Genomic DNA, 23,176 nt, shown 5'->3' on the forward strand with positions numbered 1-23,176 from the left:
AATTTATGCAAACTAAAATTCGACTAGCTATTTAGTTTGCAACACATCTACTCTAAAATAGAGAAGATATTTTATCATATCAGGAAAAATATCATGTCGGGTCTCTTGTTTGTCGTTTCTGCTGCGTCAGGAACTGGCAAAACATCTCTCGTAAAAGCCCTACTTGAGCGTGTAAGCAATTTACATGTTTCTGTATCTCATACCACCCGTGGACAGCGTCCTGGTGAACTTGACGGTGTACATTACCATTTCACTCAAAAAGAAAACTTTCTAACGTTGGTGGATCAAGGCGGATTTATTGAGTATGCAGAAGTTTTTGGCAATTATTACGGCACTGCGCAAGCAACTGTAAAAGAGCAACTCGCCAAAGGACATGATGTTTTACTGGAAATTGACTGGCAGGGTGCAGAACAAGTCCGCAAATTATTCCCAGAATCCATACAGATTTTTATTTTACCGCCGAGCCAATTCGATTTACGTCAACGTCTATCTAATCGTGGCACAGACAGTGTAGAAGTGATTGAGCATCGTTTAAGTTGTGCCGTTGAAGATATGCAGCAGTTTGTTAATTTTGACTATGTCATTATTAATGATGACTTTAATAAAGCCTTGCATGATCTTGAGTCTGTCATTACGGCAAACCGTTTGGTTCTCACGCAACAAGCCAATCGTCATCAAGACTTAATTCAAAAGTTGATCACTCCCATTGAATCGTGATTAAACCTTGAGTCTAAACTGAAAGCATTTTATACTGTGTAGTCTGTTTCCGAATTTTAGCATTTATACGAGAGCACCTATGGCACGCGTAACCGTTGAAGATTGTTTAGACCATGTAGACAACCGCTTTGAGCTTGTACTAGTGGCAAGCAAACGTGCGCGCCAACTCGCACGTCAAGGTATTGAACCAACTGTAGAATGGGACAACGATAAACCAACAGTTGTTGCACTGCGTGAAATTGCAATTGGTCACGTTTCAAAAGATATTTTGAAACAACGTGAGCAAGACTATCAAACTTCAAGCCTTGATCTTGCACTTTCTGCAAACAATTTGAATTTAGATGGTTTCTCTTTCCAATAAGAAAGAAAAACTACATAAAAGCCTAGTTTTTAACTAGGCTTTTTTACGCTTGGAACTTTAATATTTCTTCAAGAACAGTTATAACATTAACTTAAATTACGCTATTTTTTTAAACTGCCAATTTGCGATTTTTGCACAAAAAATTTGACAAGTTTCGCACTTTGCTTTTTATTAAAAATTGAACTAACGAATAGATTCCTCATGGTATAGGTACAGGTGTTATATGCCAGGCGCAGAAGTCAGCCAAGCCAAACAACAACTCAAAGTGATTATCGACGCTTATCTTAATGAAAGCGAAGTCGAGCGAGTACTTGCGGCCTGTGATTATGCCGATATTGCGCATGATGGAATTACACGAAAAAGTGGTGAGCCATACATTCTGCACCCGATTGCCGTTAGTTGTATTTTGGCGCACATGCGTTTAGATGCAGAAACCCTTATGGCTGCATTACTACATGATGTGATTGAAGATACGGATTTTAGCAAAGAAGATATTAAAGAAAAATTTGGGCTGACCGTGGCAGAACTAGTCGACGGCGTCACCAAACTCAGCCATTCTAGCGATAAAGAATATAACAAAGCCGCTTCGTTCCGAAAAATTTTACAAGCTACCCTACAAGATCCGCGTGTCATTATTATTAAATTGGCTGACCGCTATCATAATATGACCACGCTGGAGTCTTTACGTCCAGATAAGCGCGCACGCATTGCCCAAGAAACTTTTGATGTGTTTGTGCCGATGGCTCGTTTAGTGGGCATGAATGAAATGGCCGACAATCTTGAACATCTCTGTTATCAAAATCTTGATTTAGATATGTTTAATAATGTTCAAGAAGCTTTGCTTAAAACCAAGCCCAAACGCTGTGAATATCAAGCTTTATGGGAAAAAAATCTAACTGCACTGTTACAACAAAATCAAATCAGTGGTCGAATTAAAAAGAAAAACAACAACATTGAGTTACTCCGTCACTTCGTCAAAAACGACATTGATTTGCAAGAATTGACTCATAGTCATGCTTTTGAAATTGTTCTACAAAGTATTGCGGATTGCGACAATCTCGCTGAAATTTTACAAGAACATTTCCAAGTTCTGTCTTATCAAGACCATATCCGACGACCATTGCCGGGTGGTAACCAGTCGCTCATGCTGCGCCTCAAAGGCGAAAAAACCACACTCTCACTGACTTTACAAACCGAATTGATGCGTAAGGCTGCGCGTTATGGCGTTGTATTGGGTGAAAATGCCCCTCAAGCCTGTCGTTCTGCCATTCAAGCCTCCATGCAAAACTTAAATGTTTTAATTGATAGCAGTTGCGCAAAAACCACCTTTAACGATTTACTGGATTATTTACACCAAGAAAAAATTTGGGTGTATACCCCGCACGGGCAATTGCATGAATTACCACAAGGGGCAACTGCCGTAGATTTTGCCTATTCAGCGAGTCTTTTTTTAGGCAATCATGCGGTTGGTGCGAAAATTAATGGTGAAACCAAGCCTTTATCTACACCACTTGTGAGTGGGCAAGTCATCGAGATTATTACCGATGTTCTCGCCACGCCAAATCCAGATTGGCTCAGCTTTATCAATACACAAAAAGCCCGTCGTGCCATTCAAAATATCCTACGAGATCAAGATGTAGAAGAGCAGCAATTGGTTGGGGAACAAGCACTCAACCGTGCCTTAAAACTTTTCCATCGCTCTACAGACGACCTGACGGAAGATGATTGGTTAGATCTTTTAGAATGGCGTCATCTAGATTCTAAAAATCGTTTATTCCAGCAAATTGCTGTGGGCGACTTATTACCACAACTGGTCGCCAATCATTTATTTGCTCAAGATCAATCGATTGAAGATCATAGCTCTGATCGCCTGATTCAAGGTACAGAGGGCGTTGATGTTAAATATGCACATTGCTGCAATCCTGTGTTAGGCGATCCAATTCAAGGACATCTTTCACGTCGTGGATTAATTGTGCATCGTGCACGATGCCATAACCTATTACATGAGCAACATTTACATCCTGAAAATATCATGCCACTACAATGGTCTTCCGAAGACCTTGATGATGTCAGCTTTACTGCCTATCTTTGCATTGACATGGAAATGGATGATGAACAGATTTCAGATCTAATCTACCAATGCCGTAAAGCCAAAACAGGGGTAGAAATGGTACGCAATTACGACCATAAAACCTATGTAAATATTGTGGTCAATAATCGCAAACAAATTGCCCAGATCATTCGTGACTTACGCATGCACTACGGCTTTCCACGTATTACCCGCCTCGCTATACCACTAAATATGACCGAAGCTTCTATAGCAAGTTAATCATTTAAATCGATAGGGCTTCTGTATCTGAATACAATCCTTTAAGATGTATTCAGATATAAAAGGAGAAATCGATGTCCCGCCAAGTTATTCATACTGAAAATGCCCCTGCTGCGATTGGTACTTATTCTCAAGCAATTCTCGTTGGTGAAACACTTTATCTTTCAGGGCAAATCGGTTTAGATCCGTACAGTATGGAATTGGTAGAAGGCATTGAAGCGCAAATTCGCCGCGTTTTTGATAACTTAAAAGCCGTGTGTGAAGCCGCAGGTGGCTCTCTGGCCGATATTGCCAAACTCAATATCTTTTTGACTGATTTATCTAATTTCCAACTGGTCAACCAAATTATGGGTGAATATTTTGCCCAACCCTACCCAGCACGTGCTGCGTTAGGTGTGGCAAGTCTACCTAAAGGCGCTTTGGTCGAGATGGATGGTATTGTGATTATTCCACAATAATTTATAAAATTAATTCAATCGCCACCTTCAATTTTTAACTCTAAACCATATTAAAGCTCTTGCGCAAAATCCGAGCAGAACTCGGATTTCCGCTCAGCTGGTATTTTTTTATTCAAATTCCCAATGATAATAATTCTCTTTTTAAATGAATGTTATTGACAAACGATAACAATTATCAATAATATTACTTATCGTATTTAAATTCATCTGGCTCGCAGTCATGTACGTATGTTTGTGTCGTGGTATTACAGATCAAGATATTAAAGATGCCGTTGCTAACGGTGCAGAAAGCTATCGTGAAATCCGTGATTTGCTTGATCTTGGTACATGCTGTGGTCGTTGTGCGCCTGAAGCACGTGCCATCATTAGTGATGAAATTGCAGAGATTGCGGGACGTATTGCCGTCGCAGCCTAAGAATAACAATACTTAAAAATGCAATAGTCTTAATTGACTATTCCCCCTCCCCCGCCTTTGACTCTAAGCGGGTTTTATTTTTCCAGTTTAATATCCAATTGTTTTTGATTGCGATTTTCATTTGCTGTTCAATAAAGCACTCGCCTTTCACCATTTTCTTGTTTAAGATTTACAGAATAATAGGCTGTTATGGCCTAACTTAGAATTTTAAACCAGCATTGATTGATGGAGTTTATGCTATGAAAGGCAATCGCGATGTGATTAACCAGTTAAATCAGGTGCTCTATCATCATTTAACGGCTATTAACCAATATTTCCTACATTCAAGAATGTTTAATGACTGGGGCATTGAACAGCTGGGCTCTGCTGAATACAAAGAATCCATTCGTCAGATGAAGCATGCCGATAAAATCATTGAGCGTATTTTATTTTTAGAAGGTTTGCCGAATTTACAACACCTCGGTAAACTTTATATCGGTCAGCACACCGCTGAAGTTCTGAATTGTGATATCCGCAAAGTAAAAGAGAACATTGAAAGCATCAAAACTGCGGTCACTTTGGCTGAACAAACCTTGGACTATGTAACACGTGATTTGGTTCAAGAAATTCTAGAAAAAGAAGAAGAATATTGGGACTGGCTCACCACTCAACTAGATTTAGTCGAAAGCGTTGGCATTGAAAACTATATTCAAAGCCAACTCTGATCAATAAAAAAGCCAGCATATCGCTGGCTTTTTTAGATCTTTTATTTTGCTGGCTCTAACAAAGACTCATAACTTACATCGACATGCTTCAATTGTTTTAATAACCATAATTGGTGACGTGCTCCCTGTTCATCCCCATTAAAGGCGAGGACACGTGCATATTTCAATAGATCGTACTTGGTTGGATAACACTGCACCATCTCATAGATTTGCTGCAATTCCGCTTTACTCAATACCGTGTTCGGGTTCAATCGAATCCATGCAATTCTGCGACTCAGTTCATCTAAGACATAAATGCGATCATGGTTGGTAATTTTTTCAGGGGTATGCTCATAACGCATCGACTGATTCAGTTTAGGCACTGCCACCATATAATCACGATGGATTAACACCAAAAGCAAGCCCCCTACCACAAACATCATTTGGGTATATTTAGGCGCCAAAGCCCAAACTTTCAGTTGAGGTTCCTGCGACAGCACCAAACCTACGATAAAACCCAATGGTAATAAGAAGTAAGCATAGTTCTGTGGATACTCCAATAAGGCATGCACCAATACTGCCACAATCATCAAAATACCGATGACCGACTCTGTAGAGCTCACTTTGCTAATTAGGCGATATCCGAGATAAATTAAATACCCCAAAAATGGCACACCAATCAGTAAGCCATTCCATACCAAGAAATCCAGCACAAAATTATGTGAGCTTCGCACCCATTCAGGAATACGATAGTATTCACTGACTGCAACTTGGGCCACACTGGTCTGATTCCAGCCATAGCCAAACCATGGGCGGTCTGAAATGGCATAAAGCATTTGTTGCCAGATACCCAAACGCAAATGCCCTGTACTTGCCCGCTCAATCGCTGTTGGCGAGTCCGCAATTGCCAAATGTGCAGCTTGTGCCACCCAATGGTCAATGGTTGGCATGATTAAAATTAGCCCAATAAATAAGCCAACCCAAGTCAACATTGCATACCACTTGAGGCGCAAATACCCTCTATATTGCTGATAGAGGAAATAAGCTAAAAATAGAATGCAGACAACCCATGACGTTCTAGACTGACTTAAAACCAATGCGATCAAGATCGTCAATGAACATAGGTTCAAAATCCACGCCTTAAGCTTACTTTTCTCAAATAAATACAGACTCGCCATTAATGAAAGAATAAGGAAAGTGGCCATATTATTTGGCTGAGCAAAATTCGCATATGGGCGGTTGCCGCCAAAATTAGCAATACCAGGAAAGTGGTTTTCAATGGTGAGCCACTGACAAATTGCCATCACTCCAGAAAGCGTACCGACTACCAACAAGACATAACTTAAATTCGTAAATGCTTGCTCTCGATCTTTTAAGGTTAAAGATAAGTTATAACCCAATACCGCACTTAACCAAAAAGCAAAGACAAAAAGGCTTGAAATTAAAGCAACACTAAAGAAAAACTCTAGCCCAAATACCCACTGCAACAATGGAATAAAAGCCATAGCGACGAATGGAAGCGTCAAAACTGGTAGTTTTATTTTTTGCTGAAGAAAAATTGCGGTAAGAGCAAATAAGGATAAAAAAGCAAATAATTCACCCGTATAAGTAACCCACGGACGATAGTGAACGGGCAAAAGCCAAGCCAGTGCTATAAGCACACTGGCAAGTAAAGAAAGAATAAATTTCATGGGGTGCTACAGTTGCAGAACTGCGCATAGTGTAATTCAAAATGTTGGTTTTTTCTTCTGCTTCAATTTATTTCCACGGACGCAGGTCAACAATTTTAACAATCTCAGCCGTATCTTTATTGACTAAAATGGTCATATTCATTACTGGTGCAGCAAGAGGCATCCAAGCATTTGCTTGAGGATAGCGTTTTAACGTAGATATCACTTGTTCTTTTGAATTGAATTTTTCTAACATTGTTAGATCTTGTATCGCATATTTAAAACGGTTTTCAACTTTATCAATAGATATATAGCGTGCTGGATAGTTAAACCAAGCACCCTGACCATTCTGTACCGTTGAAACATGAGAGCGGTGATTAAGATCAGTTCTTATTCCTACAAATTGAGGGCCTATCCAGCTTCTGGTTTTGAACGCTTCTGCAGCATACTGAATGGATTGATCGTTAATTTCATTATTCTTCACCAACTGAAAGTTATAATTACTAGCAACAATCCACAATGGACGCCCTTGAGCAATTGTATAGAAGCCAAAAGTAAATGCAGCAAGCTGCGTAAGAATTACGACTGCCAAATCAAATTTAAGGGTATTTTTTCCTTCTTTATAAACTAACAAACCCAATAATGGCCCAATAATCACATCTATAATGATTAACATTACAAAAAGAGAGGTTACCCCTACTGCTTTCGCCAAAGGCTGCGGATACCATACCAAAAAAATTAAAATTGCCGTAGCGATTGCTATTAATAACGAAACACTCAGGTGACCAATAAAAAATTTAATACGTTTAGACATTATCACCCCCAAAATAGAAAATTAAAACTTATCGTACAGATGCAAACTTACAAACAACTGACACCCCTAATGTACATTTTGCATATTTTTTGGAGTTTGAACTAGGTCTCTTAACCTCACCAGAAATTCCAGTATTACCAACTGCTATGCTTAAATCCTTACAAGCATCTGCAACTGGTTGAGTAATAGTTCCCAAACTTTCTGGATCATTCAACTCCCAAAATAAACGATGTGATACTATTTTTACCTCTGCTAAACATGCATTCTCCGAACTTCGATATGTGTAATTCAAATAAGCAGGAATAGCAATAGAGGCTATCACCCCAATAATTGCAACCACGATCATTAATTCAATCAATGTAAATCCATTATTCCTTTTCATTTTCTTCTCAGAACTTTTAAGCTAAGTATTTACCAATAAAAAGCATACCAAGAATAAATATTATAAAAATACAATAACTTAAAAAAAGTGGAATTTTCAGCAATTGTCAGTATATGACTTTTTTAAAACAAAAAAAAAGCGCATTCTAATGCGCTTTTTTTTCTTCAGATTATGATAATACACATTGACCTGTAGCAACAGTACACGTAGCAGCTGTTTTTTGACCACCAGTGATTGCAGCTGCAATAGATGTAGCAGACTTATCAGCAGCTCCATCAGTAATCACACATTTTCCTGTAATATTAAAGTTAGCTGCTTGTGGTTGAGGAGTTACACCATCAGGATCATTAGCCCAAAGAATATATTGGTTTGTATAATTCTTAGTGCTAGCTAAACATGATTGATCAATCGAACGTTTAGTGTAATTTTGATAAGCAGGAATCGCGATAGCCGCCAAAATACCGATAATAGCAACTACGATCATTAATTCAATAAGAGTGAAACCCTTTTGAGCGTTCATAACATTCTCCACAAATGTTTTGTTTAGTTTTTTTTAAGCTTTGTAAAGCAAGAAGCGCTTTTGTATGCTTTGTTTATAATGAGCACGGAATGTGCCAAGATTTATTATAGTTAAATCCAACAAAAAAACAGCACCTTAGCCATTTTTTTTTCAAATAATTTTTATTCATTATTTCTTCAAATTTGACATATTAGATACATAAGTGACAATAATTGTTAGTTTCAAGTTTAACACTCAGTATGTTTGTGCCCCAATTCTCATTCTTAATCCAAAATAATCGGCTCATTGGGTAGTTCATTGATTTGATCAATTTCCTTTTCAGCATAAAATTGCTGTAGCAATTCACCTATGCTAGAAATTGCTTGTATAACCGCCTCATCATATTGATACTGACCAAATTGTTGCACCAAGCTCTGACAAATTGAATTCCATACCTCTTGCTCAGTTGCTTGCTGCAATCCTCGATCAAAGACTAACTCCACCTTTCGCTCGCATAAGTTTAAGTACAACAATATTCCACTGTTGTGTTCCGTATCCCAAACACCCAATTCTGCAAATAATTGCTCTGCACGTTTTCGTGTATTTTGCCGATAGGCTTGCAGACATGGCAAATGCCCTTCGATGACCACTTGAATCTCACCAACATGCCCCTGCTCTGCGTGTTGTACCGCCGTTGCTATTTTCTTTAGCTCAACGGCTTTAAAATAGCGTCGCGTATTTGAAAAATAACAACAATGCTTGAGCCAGCGTTTAAAACTGGGTTGAACATGCTCTTGCACATTCGGTGTTGTGACTATTTGAGTTGAATCTGTTTTTGTTACCATGAGCCTGAAGCACCTCCACCACCAAAACCGCCACCACCACCTCGGTAGCCACCACCCCCACCAAAGCCGCCTCCACCTGAACCTCGTCCAGAACCTGAAGCCAGTATTTGTAAAATTAATTGTGCCAGAGAAGTAACCAATAATAAGAAAATACCTGCGCCTACCAATAGACTGGTCAATACACCTACACCACTGACCAAGCCTGCAACCACACCTGCCACACCCGCAGTCGCAGCACTAAGACGTTTACCAATCATCATTGATGCAAAGGCGCCAACCACAATAATAATTAAGGCATAGGTCCAGAATTGTGATCGTGCGTGTTGTTCATGTAATGCCTGAGCTTGTTTCTGTTGTAATTCTTGTGCAGCTTGTTGTGCAATTTCAGGGTCTAAATTCAATATTCGCTCAATTTCATTCAGTCCAGATTGAATGCCTTTTGTATATTCAGCTTGTTTAAAATAAGGGGTAATCTCGTTACGAATAATGCGCCCAGCCACAATATCAGGCAATACCCCTTCTAAACCGTAGCCAGTTAAGATCTGAATTTTACGGTCATTAATCGCAATAACCATAAGCAAGCCATTATCGCGCTTTGCCGTTCCTAACTGCCATTGTTCAGCTACGCGCATCGCATAATCAAAAATGGCTTCCTGTCCTGTAGTCGGCACAATCACTACACCAATTTGTGCCTTACCCTGCTCATGCAATTTTAAAATGTGTTGGCTCAAGGCCTGTTTATCTGAATCAGATAAAATGTTGGCTTGATCAATCACAGGAGTATTTAGGCTTGGCAATTGGCGCATTTGCCCATCAGCCAAATCATTTGCAACTTGTACTGAGGATGCTGCCTGTTGTTCAGCATCTAAAGGTTGAGTGCCTTTTTTGGCCTGCTGAATAACCTGACCAATCACCACAGCATCTTCTGAACCATCGACTGTTGGAGGTGTCTCTGCCCAATTAAATGAACAGAATATTAACGACAACAAAGCACCTAACAGGAACCTTGCCGCCTGCTGGATGGGGTACTTTAAGCGATACATTCACTTATTCCAGTTAAGTTTGATACTTAATCAAAGGAGACTTTGGGTGCAGTTTGCGCACTTTGTTCTGCACTAAAGTTTGGCTTGGTATGCATCCCAATGACTTTTGCGGTCATCACCTGCGGAAATTGTCGTACATAGGCATTATAATCTTGCACCGTGGTGATATAGCGATTACGTGCGACCGCAATCCGATTTTCAGTGCCTTCTAGTTGAACTTGTAAATCACGGAATTGCTCATTGGCTTTTAAATCTGGATAACTTTCTTGCACCATTAACAGACTTTTTAAAGCACTACTCAACTGATCTTGTGCTTGTTGATACTTTTGAAACAGCGCTGGATCTTCTAGCACTTCTTTATCCACTTTTAAACCCGCCACGCTGGCTCTGGCTTGAGTGACTTCTGTAAGGACTTTCTCTTCATGTTTGGCATAACCTTTGACCACATTGACCAAATTCGGCACCAAGTCCGCACGACGTTGATACTGGTTTTGTACTTCTGACCAAGATGCGGTTACGGCTTCATCTTTGACTTGTAACGTGTTATAGCCACAGCCTGTCAGCATCAAGCTACCACTCAGCAACACAATCAACGCACTATTTTTAATCCACGGCATCGTTCAATCCTCATCTTTTTCTTGGCATGTCATTTCTTATTGAATGCAAATATTGTAGACCGAATTGATTTCCGTTGTGTTTGATTTATTTAATCACCCATCGGTATAAAAAAGTCGGGAAAATCCCCGACTTTAATTATGATACAGATACAGTCTCTGCCACGAATCCCTGCATCTGATAATCCTCCGCCAAGCGTTGTTTCCAGTAATTCACAATTTGACTGTAGTCGTGTGCTGCAGGATGGAATTCCTTTTGGTAATAACTCAAATATTCAGGTGCCAATTGAATCAGCATCTTCAGCAATAAATAACTACCAAAAAGATTCCCTCTTACTTTCAGTACACTTTTTCCTCGATCTTGCCAAAACAAACGACTGGCGGAATAAAAAGTTAAGCTGGCAAAACCCGTGGTGACACTGCGCATAATCATGCGACGTACGGCATCATCTCCATAGACATGTTGATAAACATCAAATGCCACAGCGCGATGTTCGATTTCTTCTATGGCATGCCAGACCCATAATTTTTGCGCATCCTCTTCTAAGGTACTGAGCACTTCAGGATGACGTAAAATATAGCCCCCCAATAGCGCGGTAAAATGTTCAAAAGCACAGGTAATCGCCAACTGGATTTTAGGGTGTAAACTTTTGACATGGTGGTCTTTTCGTGCCAACCAGTCTTGAAAGCGATCTAAATTATAATCTTCACGTCGCCATGCCTGATTAAATTCAGTATGAGCCTTGGAATGCATCGCTTCCTGTCCAATAAAAGCCGCAATTTGCGCTTGTAACTGCGCATCGGTCACCAAGTCTCGTACATTACGCACACTATGTACAAAAAATTGTTCACCAATTGGAAAAGTTGAAGATAGTGCGGTCAGTAAATGTGACATCACCGGCGAATTGGCAAAATAATGGCGGCGAATGGCTTTGGGATTAAACTGCAATTTACGAACAGTAATTCCGTGCGCTTTAGGACGATTTAAGTATGATTTTTCTGTCGTCTGTTTCAGCATGATGACTTCTCAATATAAGCAAAGTACAGATGCTCAGTATCTAAATGTCATGTTCATCACAACATGGCAAAAATGCTTAGTCGATTAGCCAAAAGATTCAACCCGACCATTGGCAAAAAATTAAAATAAAAAACCCACCGAAGTGGGTTTTTTATGAATCCAGAACCGTTAACGAGGTAAATCCATCTTACACATCTAGGTAATCTAAAATACCTTCAGCCGCTTGGCGACCTTCCCAGATTGCAGTCACAACCAAGTCAGAACCACGCACCATATCACCACCCGCAAAGATTTTTGGATTCGACGTTTGGAATTTATATTGTTGCTTTTCAGCAGCAACAACACGACCCGAACCATCTAAACCAATATTGGCACCCGCGAACCAGTCTGCTGGGCTCGGACGGAAACCAAATGCTAGCAATACAGCATCTGCTGGTAAAATTTCTTCAGAACCTGGAACAGGTTCAGGGCTACGGCGACCACGACTATCAGGTTGACCCATTTGTGTGGTGACGAATTTAACGCCAGTCACTTTGCCATTTTCACCGACAATCTCAATTGGCTGACGGTTAAAGAGGAACTTCACCCCTTCTTCATAGGCATTTTTTACTTCACGTGCAGAACCCGGCATGTTGCTTTCGTCACGACGGTATGCACAAGTCACGTCATGTGCGCCTTGGCGTAATGAAGTACGGTTACAGTCCATTGCTGTATCACCGCCACCGAGTACAATAACCTTCTTACCATCAACATTGATGTATTCGCTTGGATCTTTTTCCCAGCCTTGGCAACGGTTAACATTGGCAATCAGGAAATCTAAAGCATCGTACACGCCATTGAGATCTTCGCCTGGGAAACCACCTTTCATGTAGGTATAAGTTCCCATGCCCATGAACACCGCATCATAGTCTGCAAGCAATTGCTCAATAGTCACGTCAGTGCCAATTTCAGTATTTAAACGGAATTCAACGCCCATCCCCGTGAAAATTTCACGACGACGTTTCATCACGTCTTTTTCCATTTTAAATTCTGGAATACCAAAAGTGAGTAAGCCACCAATTTCAGGACGCTTATCAAATACCACGGGTTTAACCCCACTGCGCACCAAAATATCAGCACAGCCCAGACCCGCAGGTCCTGCACCAATAATCGCAACTTTTTTGTTGGTCCATTTTACATGCGACATGTCTGGACGCCAGCCCAATGCGAATGCCGTATCATTAATATACTTTTCTGCATTACCAATGGTCACCGCACCAAAGCCATCATTCAGGGTACACGCCCCTTCACACAAACGGTCTTGAGGGCAAACACGACCACAAACTTCAGGCAATGTATTGGTTTGATGGCAAAGTTCTGCTGCTTGGAAAATACGACCTTCAGCAATCAGTTTTAACCAGTTTGGAATGTAGTTATGGACTGGACATTTCCATTCGCAATACGGGTTACCACAACCTAAACAGCGGTGGGTCTGATTAGCAGCCACTTCCGCAGTAAACGGTTTATAAATTTCCACAAACTCTGCTTTGCGGACAGTAATATCTTTTTTCTCTGGGTCTTGGCGCGCAACATCCAGAAATTGAAAGTCATTATTTAGGCGCTCTGCCATGTCTCTCTCCGTGGGTAGGTGCAGTCATCGTTATTTGCTGCACCTGCCTATATATCTGCAGTAGTGGAATTATTGAGGATCAGCTTTGGTCGTTTTCAAAAGCGTAAGCAAATTAGCAGCTTTTGGTTTTACAAGCCAGAATTTACGGCTGTAAAAATCGAACTCGTTGCGGATCTTATAGGCCCATGCACTACCCGTTTCAGCAATATGCTCATCAAGAATACGCAGTAAGAACTCTTTATGTTCTTCCATTGATTCAGTTGATATACGGTTCAACTCAATGAGCTCATGGTTGTAGTAGTCGACAAAGTCATTGTCCAAGTCAAGCACGTAGGCAAAACCACCTGTCATACCCGCACCGAAGTTGTGACCTACTTTACCCAGTACAGTGACCACACCACCTGTCATATATTCACAGCAATGGTCGCCAGCACCTTCAATGACCGCAAAGGCACCTGAGTTACGCACCGCAAAACGCTCGCCCGCTGTACCCGCTGCAAACACTTTACCGCCAGTTGCACCATATAAACAGGTGTTACCAATAATCGCAGTTTCTTGTGTTTGGAATGGCGAACCTTTTGGTGGGAAGATCGACACACGACCACCCGCCATACCTTTGCCGACATAGTCGTTCGCATCACCTTCAAGTTTGATATGCAAACCACCTGCATTCCACACCCCTAAAGACTGACCCGCAGTACCTTTTAGGTTCATCACAACTGGGTGTGATTCCATATCCAAATTGCCATAACGACGTGCAATTTCACCCGAGATACGTGCACCAATTGAGCGGTCACAGTTACCAACCTTGAAGCTATATTCACCACCTGTACCCGCTTCAATTGCTGGCAACATTTCGGCTACCATCTGCTCAGCCAATAAGCCTTTATCGAATGGTGCATTACCTTCAACTTGGCAATATTGTGCCTTACCGTTAGCAGCTGGATGCGATTCAAGCAATGCGCTCAAATCTAAGTGAGCATGTTTTTCAGTTTCACCCGGTAAAACTTCAAGTAAGTCGGTACGACCAATCAAATCTTTTAAGCTTGAAACACCTAGGGCAGCTAACCATTCACGTGTTTCTTCCGCAATAAAGTGGAAGAAATTGATCAACATTTCAGGTTCACCAATATAGTGTTCCTGACGTAGATGATCTTGCTGCGTTGCAACACCCGTTGCACAGTTGTTCAAGTGGCAGATACGCAGGTATTTACAACCTAAAGCGATCATTGGCGTAGAACCAAAACCAAAGCTTTCTGCACCTAAAATTGCAGCCTTAACCACGTCCAGACCAGTTTTTAAACCACCATCAGTCTGCACACGTACCTTGCCACGCAAGTCATTCACACGAAGTGCTTGATGCGCTTCACTTAGGCCCAATTCCCATGGTGAACCCGCATGGTGAATCGATGAAAGTGGCGAAGCGGCTGTACCACCGTCATAACCTGAAATGGTAATGAAATCGGCATAGGCTTTTGCAACACCTGCGGCAATGGTTCCCACACCCGGCTCAGAGACCAGTTTCACAGACACCATTGCTTGTGGATTCACTTGCTTCAAGTCAAAGATTAATTGCGACAAATCTTCAATCGAATAAATATCGTGATGTGGTGGTGGAGAAATCAGCGTCACACCTGGCACTGAGTAGCGTAAACGTGCAATTAAGCCATTCACTTTACCGCCCGGCAACTGACCGCCTTCACCCGGTTTAGCACCTTGTGCCACTTTAATCTGCAACACTTCAGCAGAAGTTAAGTACGCTGGTGTTACACCAAAACGACCTGATGCAATCTGTTTGATTTTTGAGTTACGAATCGTGCCGTAACGTGCAGGATCTTCACCACCCTCACCTGAGTTCGAGCGACCACCAATGGTGTTCATGGCAATTGCAATTGCTTCATGCGCTTCAGGAGACAAGGCACCCAAAGACATACCCGCTGAGTCAAAACGTGGCAAGATTGCCTCAACTGACTCAACTTGCTCTAAAGCAATCGAGTTATCTGTTTTTAACTTGAATAAATCACGGATGGTTGCAATTGGACGATGATTCACCAACTCAGCATATTCTTTAAAGTCAGCATAATTACCTGAACGTACCGCTTTGTGTAAAGCATTAATCACGTCAGGGTTAAATGCATGGTATTCCTTGTCGAATACAAATTTCAGCAAGCCACCTTGGTCAATTGGCTTACGTGCTTTCCAAGCCGTTTCAGCTAATTTTTTCAAGTCATTTTCAAGGTCAACAAAGGTTGCACCTTTAATACGGCTTGGTACACCGGTAAAGCATTTACTCACAACTTCTTCAGATAAACCTACCGCTTCGAACAACTGTCCGCCACGATAAGATGCGACTGTTGAAATCCCCATTTTTGATAGGACTTTCAGTAAACCTTTATCGATCCCTTTACGGAAATTCGCTTGAGCATGAATTGGATCACCCAATAATTCACCTTTTGCAATCAAGTCATTGATTACATCGTAAGCTAAATATGGGTAAATCGCTGTTGCACCAAAACCTAAGATCACGGCAAACTGATGTGCATCACGCGCAAGTGCTGTCTCTACAACGATATTTGCATCTGTACGCAAACCAGCATTGATCAAGAAATGATGAATTGCACCTGTGACCATTGCAGCATTTGCAGGTAAAAAGCCTTCACGGATTTTACGATCTGAAATAATTAATAAAGTTTTTCCATCACGAATCGCTTGTGCAGATTCTTCACAGATTCGGCTTATTGCAGACTCTAAACCTTCCGCTTCAGGATAATTCAGATCGATATCTGCAATTTCATAACCCTTACGACCTAAAGTACGGATTTGATGCATTTTCGAGTTTGACAATACAGGACTTGAGACAATTAAACGGTCTGCATGTTCTGGACCTTGTTCAAATACATTTTGCTCACGACCAAAACAGGTTTCCAATGACATCACAATCGATTCACGTAATGGATCAATTGGTGGATTGGTGACTTGCGCAAATTGCTGACGGAAATAATCAGTCACGTGACGAACTTGACGAGACAACACCGCCATAGGTGTGTCATCACCCATTGAACCTACTGCTTCCTGACCACTTTCAGCGATTGGACGCAGTAGTTGATCACGCTCTTCAAAGGTCACCATGAACATTTTTTGCGCTGCTTTCAGGTCATCACCTTTTAAGCCTTGATCACACAAATATTCTTCAAGTTCTGGGCTGCCTTGCAGGCGAATTGAATTTTCACGCAACCATTCACGATATGGACGCATTTTTTTCAAGTGGTTGCTGACATCTTTGGTGTCAAGCAATTTACCTGTAAAGGTATCTACCACAAGAATTTGACCAGGACCAACACGACCTTTAGAAATCACATCTTCAGGTTGATAATCCCAAACACCAATTTCAGAGGCTAAAGTAATATAGCCATTTTTCGTAATCACCCAACGCGCTGGACGTAAACCATTACGGTCCAGCATACAGATTGCATGACGACCATCTTGAATCACGAGACCTGCAGGACCATCCCATGCTTCCATGTGCTTCGAGTTAAACTCATAGAATGCACGTAAGTCAGCATCTAAAGTTTCAACGTTTTGCCAAGCGGGTGGAACCAACATACGTAGCGCACGGAACAGATCCATACCACCACCAACCAGAATCTCAAGCATATTATCCAAGCTTGAAGAGTCAGAACCTGTGCGGTTCACAATCGGCTTAAGCTCAGTTAAACCTGGCAATAATGGGTTTTCAAACTTTGGTGTACGCGCCATTGCCCAGTTACGGTTTGCAGTAATGGTGTTGATTTCACCATTGTGCGCAAGATAACGGAAGGGTTGTGCCAAAGGCCAACGCGGTAAAGTATTGGTTGAGAACCGTTGGTGGAACACCACGATATGTGATGCTAAGCGCTCATCAGCAAGGTCTGTATAGAAGTCTGCAATTGCAGCAGGCATCATCAAACCTTTATAGCTGATGACAGTTGAACACAAAGTTGTGACGTAGAATGATGGGTCATTGCTAAGTTGCTGCTCTGCACGACGACGTGCCAAGAATAGCTTACGGTTGAATTCAACCTCAGTGACACCCATAGGGCAGTTCACAATAATTTGTTCAAAGGCTGGCAAAGATTGCATCGCAATTTCACCCAATGCCGCATTGTTGGTTGGCACTACACGCCAAGCCAAAACGCGAAGACCTTCTTCTTCAATTTCTTTACTTAGAATTTGCTTTGAATGCGCAGCGATTGCTGGGTCCAAGTTAAGAAAAATCGTACCTACCGCGAAAATTTCACTGAGAGTAATATCACTCAGTTTTTTTGCTTCTTCGCGGAAGAACTGTTTCGGCATCGCCAATAATAAACCACACCCATCTCCGGTCTTACCATCGGCGGCAATACCACCACGGTGGGTCATACAGCTCAAGCTATGAATAGCGGTCTTGACCAGATCATGACTTTCATTCCCTTGCATATGTGCAATAAGGCCGAAACCACAGTTATCTTTAAACTCATCCGGTTGGTATAAACCTTGAGCGGGAGCTACAGTATTAGGCGATGGCATGTGCATAGCGTACCCTTCTTTCTACTTGGCCCTGAATCGGGCGCTGACTATCTAACTTCTTTGCGACTTAGTCTAACTTTCTCACACTAAGATCAATTTAATGCAATGATTTTGCACTCTCATGTCAAAGATAGACTGATTTTATCTTTTGTACATGACCGAAATGCAAGAAACTATTGCGACTTTTGCGCACTCTTTTAAAGCAAGCAATCTTGATGTTTTCGCACACTCTTTGAATCTTTTCGCGCCAAAATAGTGACATCAACTCAAATCATGCACCATTTAAGCAAAAAATATGCCAACTTAGGATTATTAAATCTAATTCTTTTAAATACAGAAATATCAAGTGTTCGACCTGAATTAGAGCATTTGAAGCTTTATATTAATTGCACCATTTTTGCGCATTTAATCATTGGTATAGCACAATGTGCTCTATTTTAGAACGATTAATTAAATGGATCTGCAATTTCTTGGCGCACAGACGAATTAGAATTGTTCGGTGAAGTGGTTGATTTTGTGCCAGTCTCAGCATGTGATTGAGATTTTTGTACATCAATCACATTACCTTCAGCATCTCTACGGGTTACTGTCGTACTGGTAGATACATTGCCCGTATCCGAGCGATTCGCTGTTGTATCAACAGCTTTGGGTTGGCTTAAGTTCAGGATAGCTACGTCTGGTTTTGGTAAAGCAGCAGGATGTAATTTCACTTCATACACTGATGTGGAACCTTGTAACTCCTCCATGCCCATATCATTCACTTGCGCCTGATAATCTTCTAAAGCTCTTACTGTAGGATGGACAGATGCGGGTAATTTTAAACCCAACTGCTCTCGTGCTTGATTTGCTTCTCTCTCACCCGAATATAAACCATAAAATAAAGCATAGCGTTCTTGTTGCTGATCTCCAGCCAATCGCAGATAAAAATAATTTTTCCGATCGCTCTGTTTATTCAAAAAGCTTTTAATAATGTCTTCTTCAGTAACACTAAATAGCTCTAGTGTAGACTTATTTTTCTGCTCTTCAATAAACTTACTTCCTCGGAATTCATTTGCATGATTGCCTGTAGCAACAACTCTGGTGGTTAGCGCAATAGGGCGAACTTCTTCTTGCAAGGTGCCTAAATTGGTTGCCGCGGTGACACGTGCAGGTTGAATTTGCAGCTCAGCATCAGACTCCACTGCTTTATTCACTTCGACCAGCTCTTCACGACTGTCCGATCCTGCCCAAAATATCAATGCCACGAAAAGACATAGCACTCCGCCCACAAGCCAGATATAACGCTGTGTATTTTGCCAATATTTGCGAAGTGCTGTCATGATTTCACCTTTATATTGTTTGATTGGCAAGAATCGCCTGCTGCATCAGTTCAACATCAAACTCTTTGGTAATGATTGCTTGACCCAACTGTTTTAGCAGCACCAATCTAAGTTGACCATTCAATACTTTCTTATCATGCGCCATATAGCCCAAGAAATCTTGCAATGGAATCGCGGGACATACTATCGGCAAACCAGCACGCTGTATAATTTTTTTTGTACGTTCCACATCTGCTGCTGAAATCCATCCCATGCGTTGTGATAAATCGGCAGCCATCACCATTCCTGTCGCAACTGCCTCACCATGTAACCAGACGCCATAGCCCAAATAAGACTCTATCGCATGACCAAAAGTATGGCCTAAATTCAACAAGGCACGCTCACCTTGCTCTTTTTCATCATTTGCCACAATTCGTGCTTTATGAGCACATGAACGATAGACAGCTTCAGCCAACAAATCAGGATCTCGTGCGACCAAGCCATCCATATTCGCTTCCAACCATACCAAAAAGCTTTCATCACCCAATAAGGCATACTTGATCACTTCAGCCAAACCTGCAGAGAGTTCACGATCGGGTAAGCTTTTCAATTGCGCCATATCGGCCATTACCACTTGCGGTTGCTGGAAGGCTCCAATCATGTTTTTACCCAAAGGATGATTAATACCCGTCTTCCCACCCACACTGGAATCAACTTGAGACAAAAGCGTGGTTGGTACTTGAATGAAATACACACCACGTTGGAAACACGCCGATGCAAAACCCGCCATGTCGCCAATCACACCACCGCCCAATGCCAATACCGTACAATCACGGTTAAAACCTGCTTCAAGTAGGGCATCAAAAATCAGATTCAGATGTTGAATATCCTTATACTTTTCACCATCAGGCAAAACACAGGTAGCAACTTTTTTACCTAAAGCCTCAACCGCTTTAACATAATGCTCTAAATACAAAGGCTGAATGGTGGTATTGGTCACAATCATGACTTGCTGGCCAAAAATGTACGGTGCCAGTAAATCATGAGGATTTAAATCACTGCCAATGAAGATAGGATAACGGCGTTCACCGAGTTCTACATGTAAAGTTTGCATGGGTTCAACTACTTTCGTATTCAATCAATAGGTTGTGTGGTAATCATCGTTAAGATTTTATGCGCAAGATCTCGTGCTGCACCTTGATTGGTCTCAATAATATAATGAGCCACATCCCGATATAAAGGATCCCGAATCGCCAGTAAATCACGTAATTTTTGCTCAGGGTTCTCAACCTGAAGGAGAGGACGATTTTTATCGCGATAAGTACGTTGAAGCTGAATTTCAACAGGAGTATAAAGATAAACAACGATACCACGTTGCTTTAAAAAATCACGATTGGGGGCCTGTGTCACAGCTCCCCCACCAGTCGCCAAGACCAAATCAGGTCGAGCAGTCAACTCATCAATCACAATAGTTTCACGAGTACGAAATCCAGTCTCACCTTCTTTTTCAAAAATCCACGGAATGGTCGCACCAGTTTTTCGTTCAATTTCATGATCACTGTCGAGAAATTCACGGCCTAACAATTCTGCCAAATGCCTTCCGACTGTTGTTTTTCCTGCCCCCATTGGCCCTACCAAATAGATATTTGGTAGGGAATCAAACTCTTTGCTTGGCAAGGAGTCACCTATTAATTTTGTTTAAATTGAAAATATATTAATGATTTCTTGAAACACTGTCATTAACAATTCGTGGCGTCACAAAAATCAACAGCTCTTGCTTGTCATCTGACTTGGTATCTTTTCGAAACAATCTTCCAATATAAGGAATATCCCCCAAGAACGGCACCTTTCTTTGTTCATTTTTTGTCGTCTGTTCAAACACACCACCTAAAATCACCGTTTCACCATTATTAACCAAGACATTGGTCGTAATGGTATTTTTATTTAGAATAAGCTCACCATTTGGTGCCTCACCCGCAATTGAGTCTTTTGCAATGTCAAGCTTCATTTGCACTTTACCGTCTGGGGTAATACTTGGTGTAACTTCCAAACTGAGCAGAGCTTCTTTGAATGAGGTAGTTGCTGTTGAGCCAGAAGCAGAGTTCGTTGTGGTTTGATAAGGTACTTCTTGACCTGTAGCTACCTTGGCCTTTTGTTTATCTCCAGTCAAGACTTTTGGTGTTGAAATTACTTCACCATAACCATCTGCTTGTAAAGCTGAGAGTTCAAGATCCAACATAAAATCAGACAAGCTAATCAAGCTAAAGGCAATTTGACCGGCAGGATTACTTACACCCAAATCAACATTTAAGTTATCTGGACGCTGAATGGTATATTTCCCCTTATCATCAGGGGTTTTTAAATCCCATAACGTTTGATCGCTCCCCCCTACCAAGAGATCATTATTACTATTAATTCCTTGTGATAAAATCCCCCACTTCACCCCCATCTCTTTAGTGAAAGAAGTAGATGCACGTACGATGCGTGCTTCAACCATGACTTGCTGTACTTGCACATCCAACAAATCGATCATCTTACGTATTTGATCAATTTTCTGAGATGTATCATTAATGATCAAAGTATTCGTCCTAGGATCTGTCGAAACCGTACCACGCGGACTTAATAAGCTACCTACACTATCACCTAGTGGATCTGATAGATTTACATTATTCGGATTATTACCTGAATTATTACCTGAATTATTACCTGAATTATTCTTACCTTGAATAATTAACTTTTCAATATCAGTAGCTTTTGCATAATTTAATTGAATATATTCCGTTTGCAATGGAGCAAGCTTAACACTCTGCGCAATCGCCTTGGCCTCATCTTCTTCCGCTTTAATTAGCTCAGCAACTGGTGCAATCCAAATCACATTGCCATTACGACGTTTATCCAAGTTCTTTGTTTTTAAAATAATATCAAGTGCCTGATCCCATGGAACATCTTTCAGGCGCAAGGTAATATTGCCTTGAACTGTATCGGCAGCCACCATGTTAATACCAGTAAAATCTGCCAATAACTGCAATACGCGGCGTACTTCAATATCCTGGAAATCCAGTGAAATTTTCTTACCTGTATAGCTATTTGCCGCACGCGGCTTCATTGGATTCTTATCCACTGGACGCTTTAAGCTGATCGTTAACTTATTCTCAGCTTGGTAAGCCATATATTCATAGCTACCAGAAGACTGGATAGTAATCACGCCACTATTGCCATCATTATAAGCATCTACGGTTGCCACAGGAGTTGCAAAATCATTGACATTTAGGCGGCGAGTCAAATGTGCTGGAATTTTACTCCCCAACATGCGCACCACAATTTTACTCCCTTGTTGCTGCACATCTGCTGGCGTATTACTCCCTAGCAAATCAATCACAACCTGACCTTCACCCTCTGAACCACGTTGAAAGCCAATATTTGAAACACCTTGCGATGGTGCTTTAGCCGAAGTTGCCACAGGGGTTGCAAAACTATTATCCGTCGCATTTATCTTCAGAATAAAGGTGTTGCCTTCAACTTGGGTGGTAAAAGCACCTGCATCCGCAAGATTAACGGTCAAGCGAGAACGCTGTGCATCAGAAGAGACATCGACCGAACTGGCTTCTTTTGTTGCAACCTGAATATTATTTTGCTTAAGTGTTTGTTCTGCTTTATCAAAATCTAAAATAAGTCTTGATGGCTGTTCAAGTTGGTAAGCTTGAGGCTGTGGCGGTATTCCGTTAAACATCACACGAATTTCAGTCCCTTGCCCAGGAACTTGCATAGGTACGACATTCGTAATGCTCACTTGTGCACTGGCAGCTTGCATGACAGCCATAGCAACCGCACCCATAGAAAATTGACGGAAAATATGATTCATTGTATTACCATCCC

19 protein-coding genes and 1 pseudogene are annotated in these 23,176 nt (G+C 41.3%); 6 read left to right on the plus strand and 14 right to left on the minus strand.

The window, feature by feature from the left end:
* Nucleotides 1-93 precede the first annotated feature (93 nt).
* The 6 genes from gmk (at nucleotide 94) to bfr (ending at nucleotide 4,984) form a co-directional block, all read left to right on the plus strand.
* A complete protein-coding gene (gene gmk, locus E0H87_RS13365; RefSeq protein WP_131324043.1) occupies nucleotides 94-717 on the plus strand; it encodes a guanylate kinase in 624 nt (207 codons plus the stop codon).
* Nucleotides 718-796: 79 nt separating this feature from the next.
* A complete protein-coding gene (gene rpoZ, locus E0H87_RS13370; protein ID WP_004978050.1) occupies nucleotides 797-1,078 on the plus strand; it encodes a DNA-directed RNA polymerase subunit omega in 282 nt (93 codons plus the stop codon).
* 223 nt (nucleotides 1,079-1,301) lie between these two features.
* Nucleotides 1,302-3,407, plus strand: coding sequence for a RelA/SpoT family protein (locus tag E0H87_RS13375; RefSeq protein WP_131324044.1), 2,106 nt, complete (start codon nucleotides 1,302-1,304; stop codon nucleotides 3,405-3,407).
* Nucleotides 3,408-3,481: 74 nt separating this feature from the next.
* Nucleotides 3,482-3,865 (plus strand): RidA family protein, encoded by a 384-nt coding sequence (locus E0H87_RS13380; protein WP_044739681.1) that lies wholly within the window; start codon nucleotides 3,482-3,484, stop codon nucleotides 3,863-3,865.
* Between the two features lie 220 nt (nucleotides 3,866-4,085).
* The gene (locus E0H87_RS13385) at nucleotides 4,086-4,280 is read left to right on the plus strand and encodes a bacterioferritin-associated ferredoxin (protein WP_016168690.1); all 195 of its coding nucleotides are present in this window, start codon (nucleotides 4,086-4,088) and stop codon (nucleotides 4,278-4,280) included.
* Between the two features lie 239 nt (nucleotides 4,281-4,519).
* Nucleotides 4,520-4,984: a heteropolymeric bacterioferritin subunit Bfr gene (gene bfr, locus E0H87_RS13390; RefSeq protein WP_016168691.1), complete on the plus strand. Its 465-nt coding sequence runs from the start codon at nucleotides 4,520-4,522 to the stop codon at nucleotides 4,982-4,984.
* Between the two features lie 41 nt (nucleotides 4,985-5,025).
* Here the strand turns inward: bfr and E0H87_RS13395 are convergent, their stop codons facing one another.
* The 14 genes and pseudogenes from E0H87_RS13395 to pilQ all read right to left on the minus strand — a co-directional run bounded on the left by E0H87_RS13395 (nucleotide 5,026) and on the right by pilQ (nucleotide 23,162).
* Complete coding sequence (locus E0H87_RS13395) at nucleotides 5,026-6,654, minus strand: PglL family O-oligosaccharyltransferase (protein WP_131324045.1); 1,629 nt, start codon at nucleotides 6,652-6,654, stop codon at nucleotides 5,026-5,028.
* 67 nt (nucleotides 6,655-6,721) lie between these two features.
* The gene (tfpZ, locus tag E0H87_RS13400; RefSeq protein ID WP_131324046.1) at nucleotides 6,722-7,447 is read right to left on the minus strand and encodes a TfpX/TfpZ family type IV pilin accessory protein; all 726 of its coding nucleotides are present in this window, start codon (nucleotides 7,445-7,447) and stop codon (nucleotides 6,722-6,724) included.
* Nucleotides 7,448-7,729: 282 nt separating this feature from the next.
* Nucleotides 7,730-7,829, minus strand: a pseudogene (locus E0H87_RS13405) (type IV pilin protein); the annotation flags it as partial.
* 169 nt (nucleotides 7,830-7,998) lie between these two features.
* On the minus strand, nucleotides 7,999-8,349 hold the full coding sequence (locus tag E0H87_RS16300; protein ID WP_131324047.1) for a prepilin-type N-terminal cleavage/methylation domain-containing protein: 351 nt from the start codon (nucleotides 8,347-8,349) through the stop codon (nucleotides 7,999-8,001).
* A 263-nt stretch (nucleotides 8,350-8,612) separates the two neighbouring features.
* Nucleotides 8,613-9,173: a TPM domain-containing protein gene (locus E0H87_RS13415; protein WP_131324048.1), complete on the minus strand. Its 561-nt coding sequence runs from the start codon at nucleotides 9,171-9,173 to the stop codon at nucleotides 8,613-8,615.
* Complete coding sequence (locus E0H87_RS13420) at nucleotides 9,167-10,216, minus strand: TPM domain-containing protein (RefSeq protein ID WP_131324049.1); 1,050 nt, start codon at nucleotides 10,214-10,216, stop codon at nucleotides 9,167-9,169. The genes E0H87_RS13415 and E0H87_RS13420 overlap by 7 nt, the downstream gene beginning before the upstream one ends.
* Before the next feature lie 26 nt (nucleotides 10,217-10,242).
* Nucleotides 10,243-10,833, minus strand: coding sequence for a LemA family protein (locus E0H87_RS13425; protein WP_131324050.1), 591 nt, complete (start codon nucleotides 10,831-10,833; stop codon nucleotides 10,243-10,245).
* Between the two features lie 136 nt (nucleotides 10,834-10,969).
* Nucleotides 10,970-11,848 carry a metal-dependent hydrolase gene (locus E0H87_RS13430; protein WP_131324051.1) on the minus strand — a complete coding sequence of 293 codons (879 nt, stop codon included), beginning with the start codon at nucleotides 11,846-11,848 and terminating at the stop codon, nucleotides 10,970-10,972.
* A 187-nt stretch (nucleotides 11,849-12,035) separates the two neighbouring features.
* On the minus strand, nucleotides 12,036-13,457 hold the full coding sequence (locus E0H87_RS13435) for an FAD-dependent oxidoreductase (protein WP_131324052.1): 1,422 nt from the start codon (nucleotides 13,455-13,457) through the stop codon (nucleotides 12,036-12,038).
* 69 nt (nucleotides 13,458-13,526) lie between these two features.
* Nucleotides 13,527-18,002, minus strand: coding sequence for a glutamate synthase large subunit (gene gltB, locus E0H87_RS13440; protein WP_171458381.1), 4,476 nt, complete (start codon nucleotides 18,000-18,002; stop codon nucleotides 13,527-13,529).
* 446 nt (nucleotides 18,003-18,448) lie between these two features.
* Nucleotides 18,449-19,321, minus strand: coding sequence for a hypothetical protein (locus E0H87_RS13445; protein WP_131324054.1), 873 nt, complete (start codon nucleotides 19,319-19,321; stop codon nucleotides 18,449-18,451).
* 10 nt (nucleotides 19,322-19,331) lie between these two features.
* A complete protein-coding gene (aroB, locus tag E0H87_RS13450) occupies nucleotides 19,332-20,414 on the minus strand; it encodes a 3-dehydroquinate synthase (RefSeq protein ID WP_131324055.1) in 1,083 nt (360 codons plus the stop codon).
* A 20-nt stretch (nucleotides 20,415-20,434) separates the two neighbouring features.
* The gene (gene aroK, locus E0H87_RS13455; RefSeq protein WP_131324056.1) at nucleotides 20,435-20,977 is read right to left on the minus strand and encodes a shikimate kinase AroK; all 543 of its coding nucleotides are present in this window, start codon (nucleotides 20,975-20,977) and stop codon (nucleotides 20,435-20,437) included.
* Between the two features lie 37 nt (nucleotides 20,978-21,014).
* The gene (gene pilQ, locus E0H87_RS13460; RefSeq protein WP_131324201.1) at nucleotides 21,015-23,162 is read right to left on the minus strand and encodes a type IV pilus secretin PilQ family protein; all 2,148 of its coding nucleotides are present in this window, start codon (nucleotides 23,160-23,162) and stop codon (nucleotides 21,015-21,017) included.
* Nucleotides 23,163-23,176 lie beyond the last annotated feature (14 nt).

It is taken from the genome of Acinetobacter sp. ANC 4178 (assembly GCF_004331175.1).
Lineage (GTDB): Bacteria > Pseudomonadota > Gammaproteobacteria > Pseudomonadales > Moraxellaceae > Acinetobacter.

Excerpts from the sequence above, each read along its gene's own strand:
- E0H87_RS16300 (WP_131324047.1), bottom strand. The coding sequence starts at position 8,349 with ATGAACGCTCAAAAGGGTTTCACTCTTATTGAATTAATGATCGTAGTT.
- gltB (WP_171458381.1), bottom strand. The coding sequence starts at position 18,002 with ATGCCATCGCCTAATACTGTAGCTCCCGCTCAAGGTTTATACCAACCG.
- E0H87_RS13385 (WP_016168690.1), top strand. The coding sequence starts at position 4,086 with ATGTACGTATGTTTGTGTCGTGGTATTACAGATCAAGATATTAAAGAT.
- E0H87_RS13445 (WP_131324054.1), bottom strand. The coding sequence starts at position 19,321 with ATGACAGCACTTCGCAAATATTGGCAAAATACACAGCGTTATATCTGG.
- E0H87_RS13435 (WP_131324052.1), bottom strand. The coding sequence starts at position 13,457 with ATGGCAGAGCGCCTAAATAATGACTTTCAATTTCTGGATGTTGCGCGC.
- aroB (WP_131324055.1), bottom strand. The coding sequence starts at position 20,414 with ATGCAAACTTTACATGTAGAACTCGGTGAACGCCGTTATCCTATCTTC.
- bfr (WP_016168691.1), top strand. The coding sequence starts at position 4,520 with ATGAAAGGCAATCGCGATGTGATTAACCAGTTAAATCAGGTGCTCTAT.
- pilQ (WP_131324201.1), bottom strand. The coding sequence starts at position 23,162 with ATGAATCATATTTTCCGTCAATTTTCTATGGGTGCGGTTGCTATGGCT.
- E0H87_RS13395 (WP_131324045.1), bottom strand. The coding sequence starts at position 6,654 with ATGAAATTTATTCTTTCTTTACTTGCCAGTGTGCTTATAGCACTGGCT.
- E0H87_RS13375 (WP_131324044.1), top strand. The coding sequence starts at position 1,302 with ATGCCAGGCGCAGAAGTCAGCCAAGCCAAACAACAACTCAAAGTGATT.
- E0H87_RS13425 (WP_131324050.1), bottom strand. The coding sequence starts at position 10,833 with ATGCCGTGGATTAAAAATAGTGCGTTGATTGTGTTGCTGAGTGGTAGC.
- E0H87_RS13380 (WP_044739681.1), top strand. The coding sequence starts at position 3,482 with ATGTCCCGCCAAGTTATTCATACTGAAAATGCCCCTGCTGCGATTGGT.
- rpoZ (WP_004978050.1), top strand. The coding sequence starts at position 797 with ATGGCACGCGTAACCGTTGAAGATTGTTTAGACCATGTAGACAACCGC.
- gmk (WP_131324043.1), top strand. The coding sequence starts at position 94 with ATGTCGGGTCTCTTGTTTGTCGTTTCTGCTGCGTCAGGAACTGGCAAA.
- tfpZ (WP_131324046.1), bottom strand. The coding sequence starts at position 7,447 with ATGTCTAAACGTATTAAATTTTTTATTGGTCACCTGAGTGTTTCGTTA.
- E0H87_RS13430 (WP_131324051.1), bottom strand. The coding sequence starts at position 11,848 with ATGCTGAAACAGACGACAGAAAAATCATACTTAAATCGTCCTAAAGCG.
- E0H87_RS13420 (WP_131324049.1), bottom strand. The coding sequence starts at position 10,216 with ATGTATCGCTTAAAGTACCCCATCCAGCAGGCGGCAAGGTTCCTGTTA.
- E0H87_RS13415 (WP_131324048.1), bottom strand. The coding sequence starts at position 9,173 with ATGGTAACAAAAACAGATTCAACTCAAATAGTCACAACACCGAATGTG.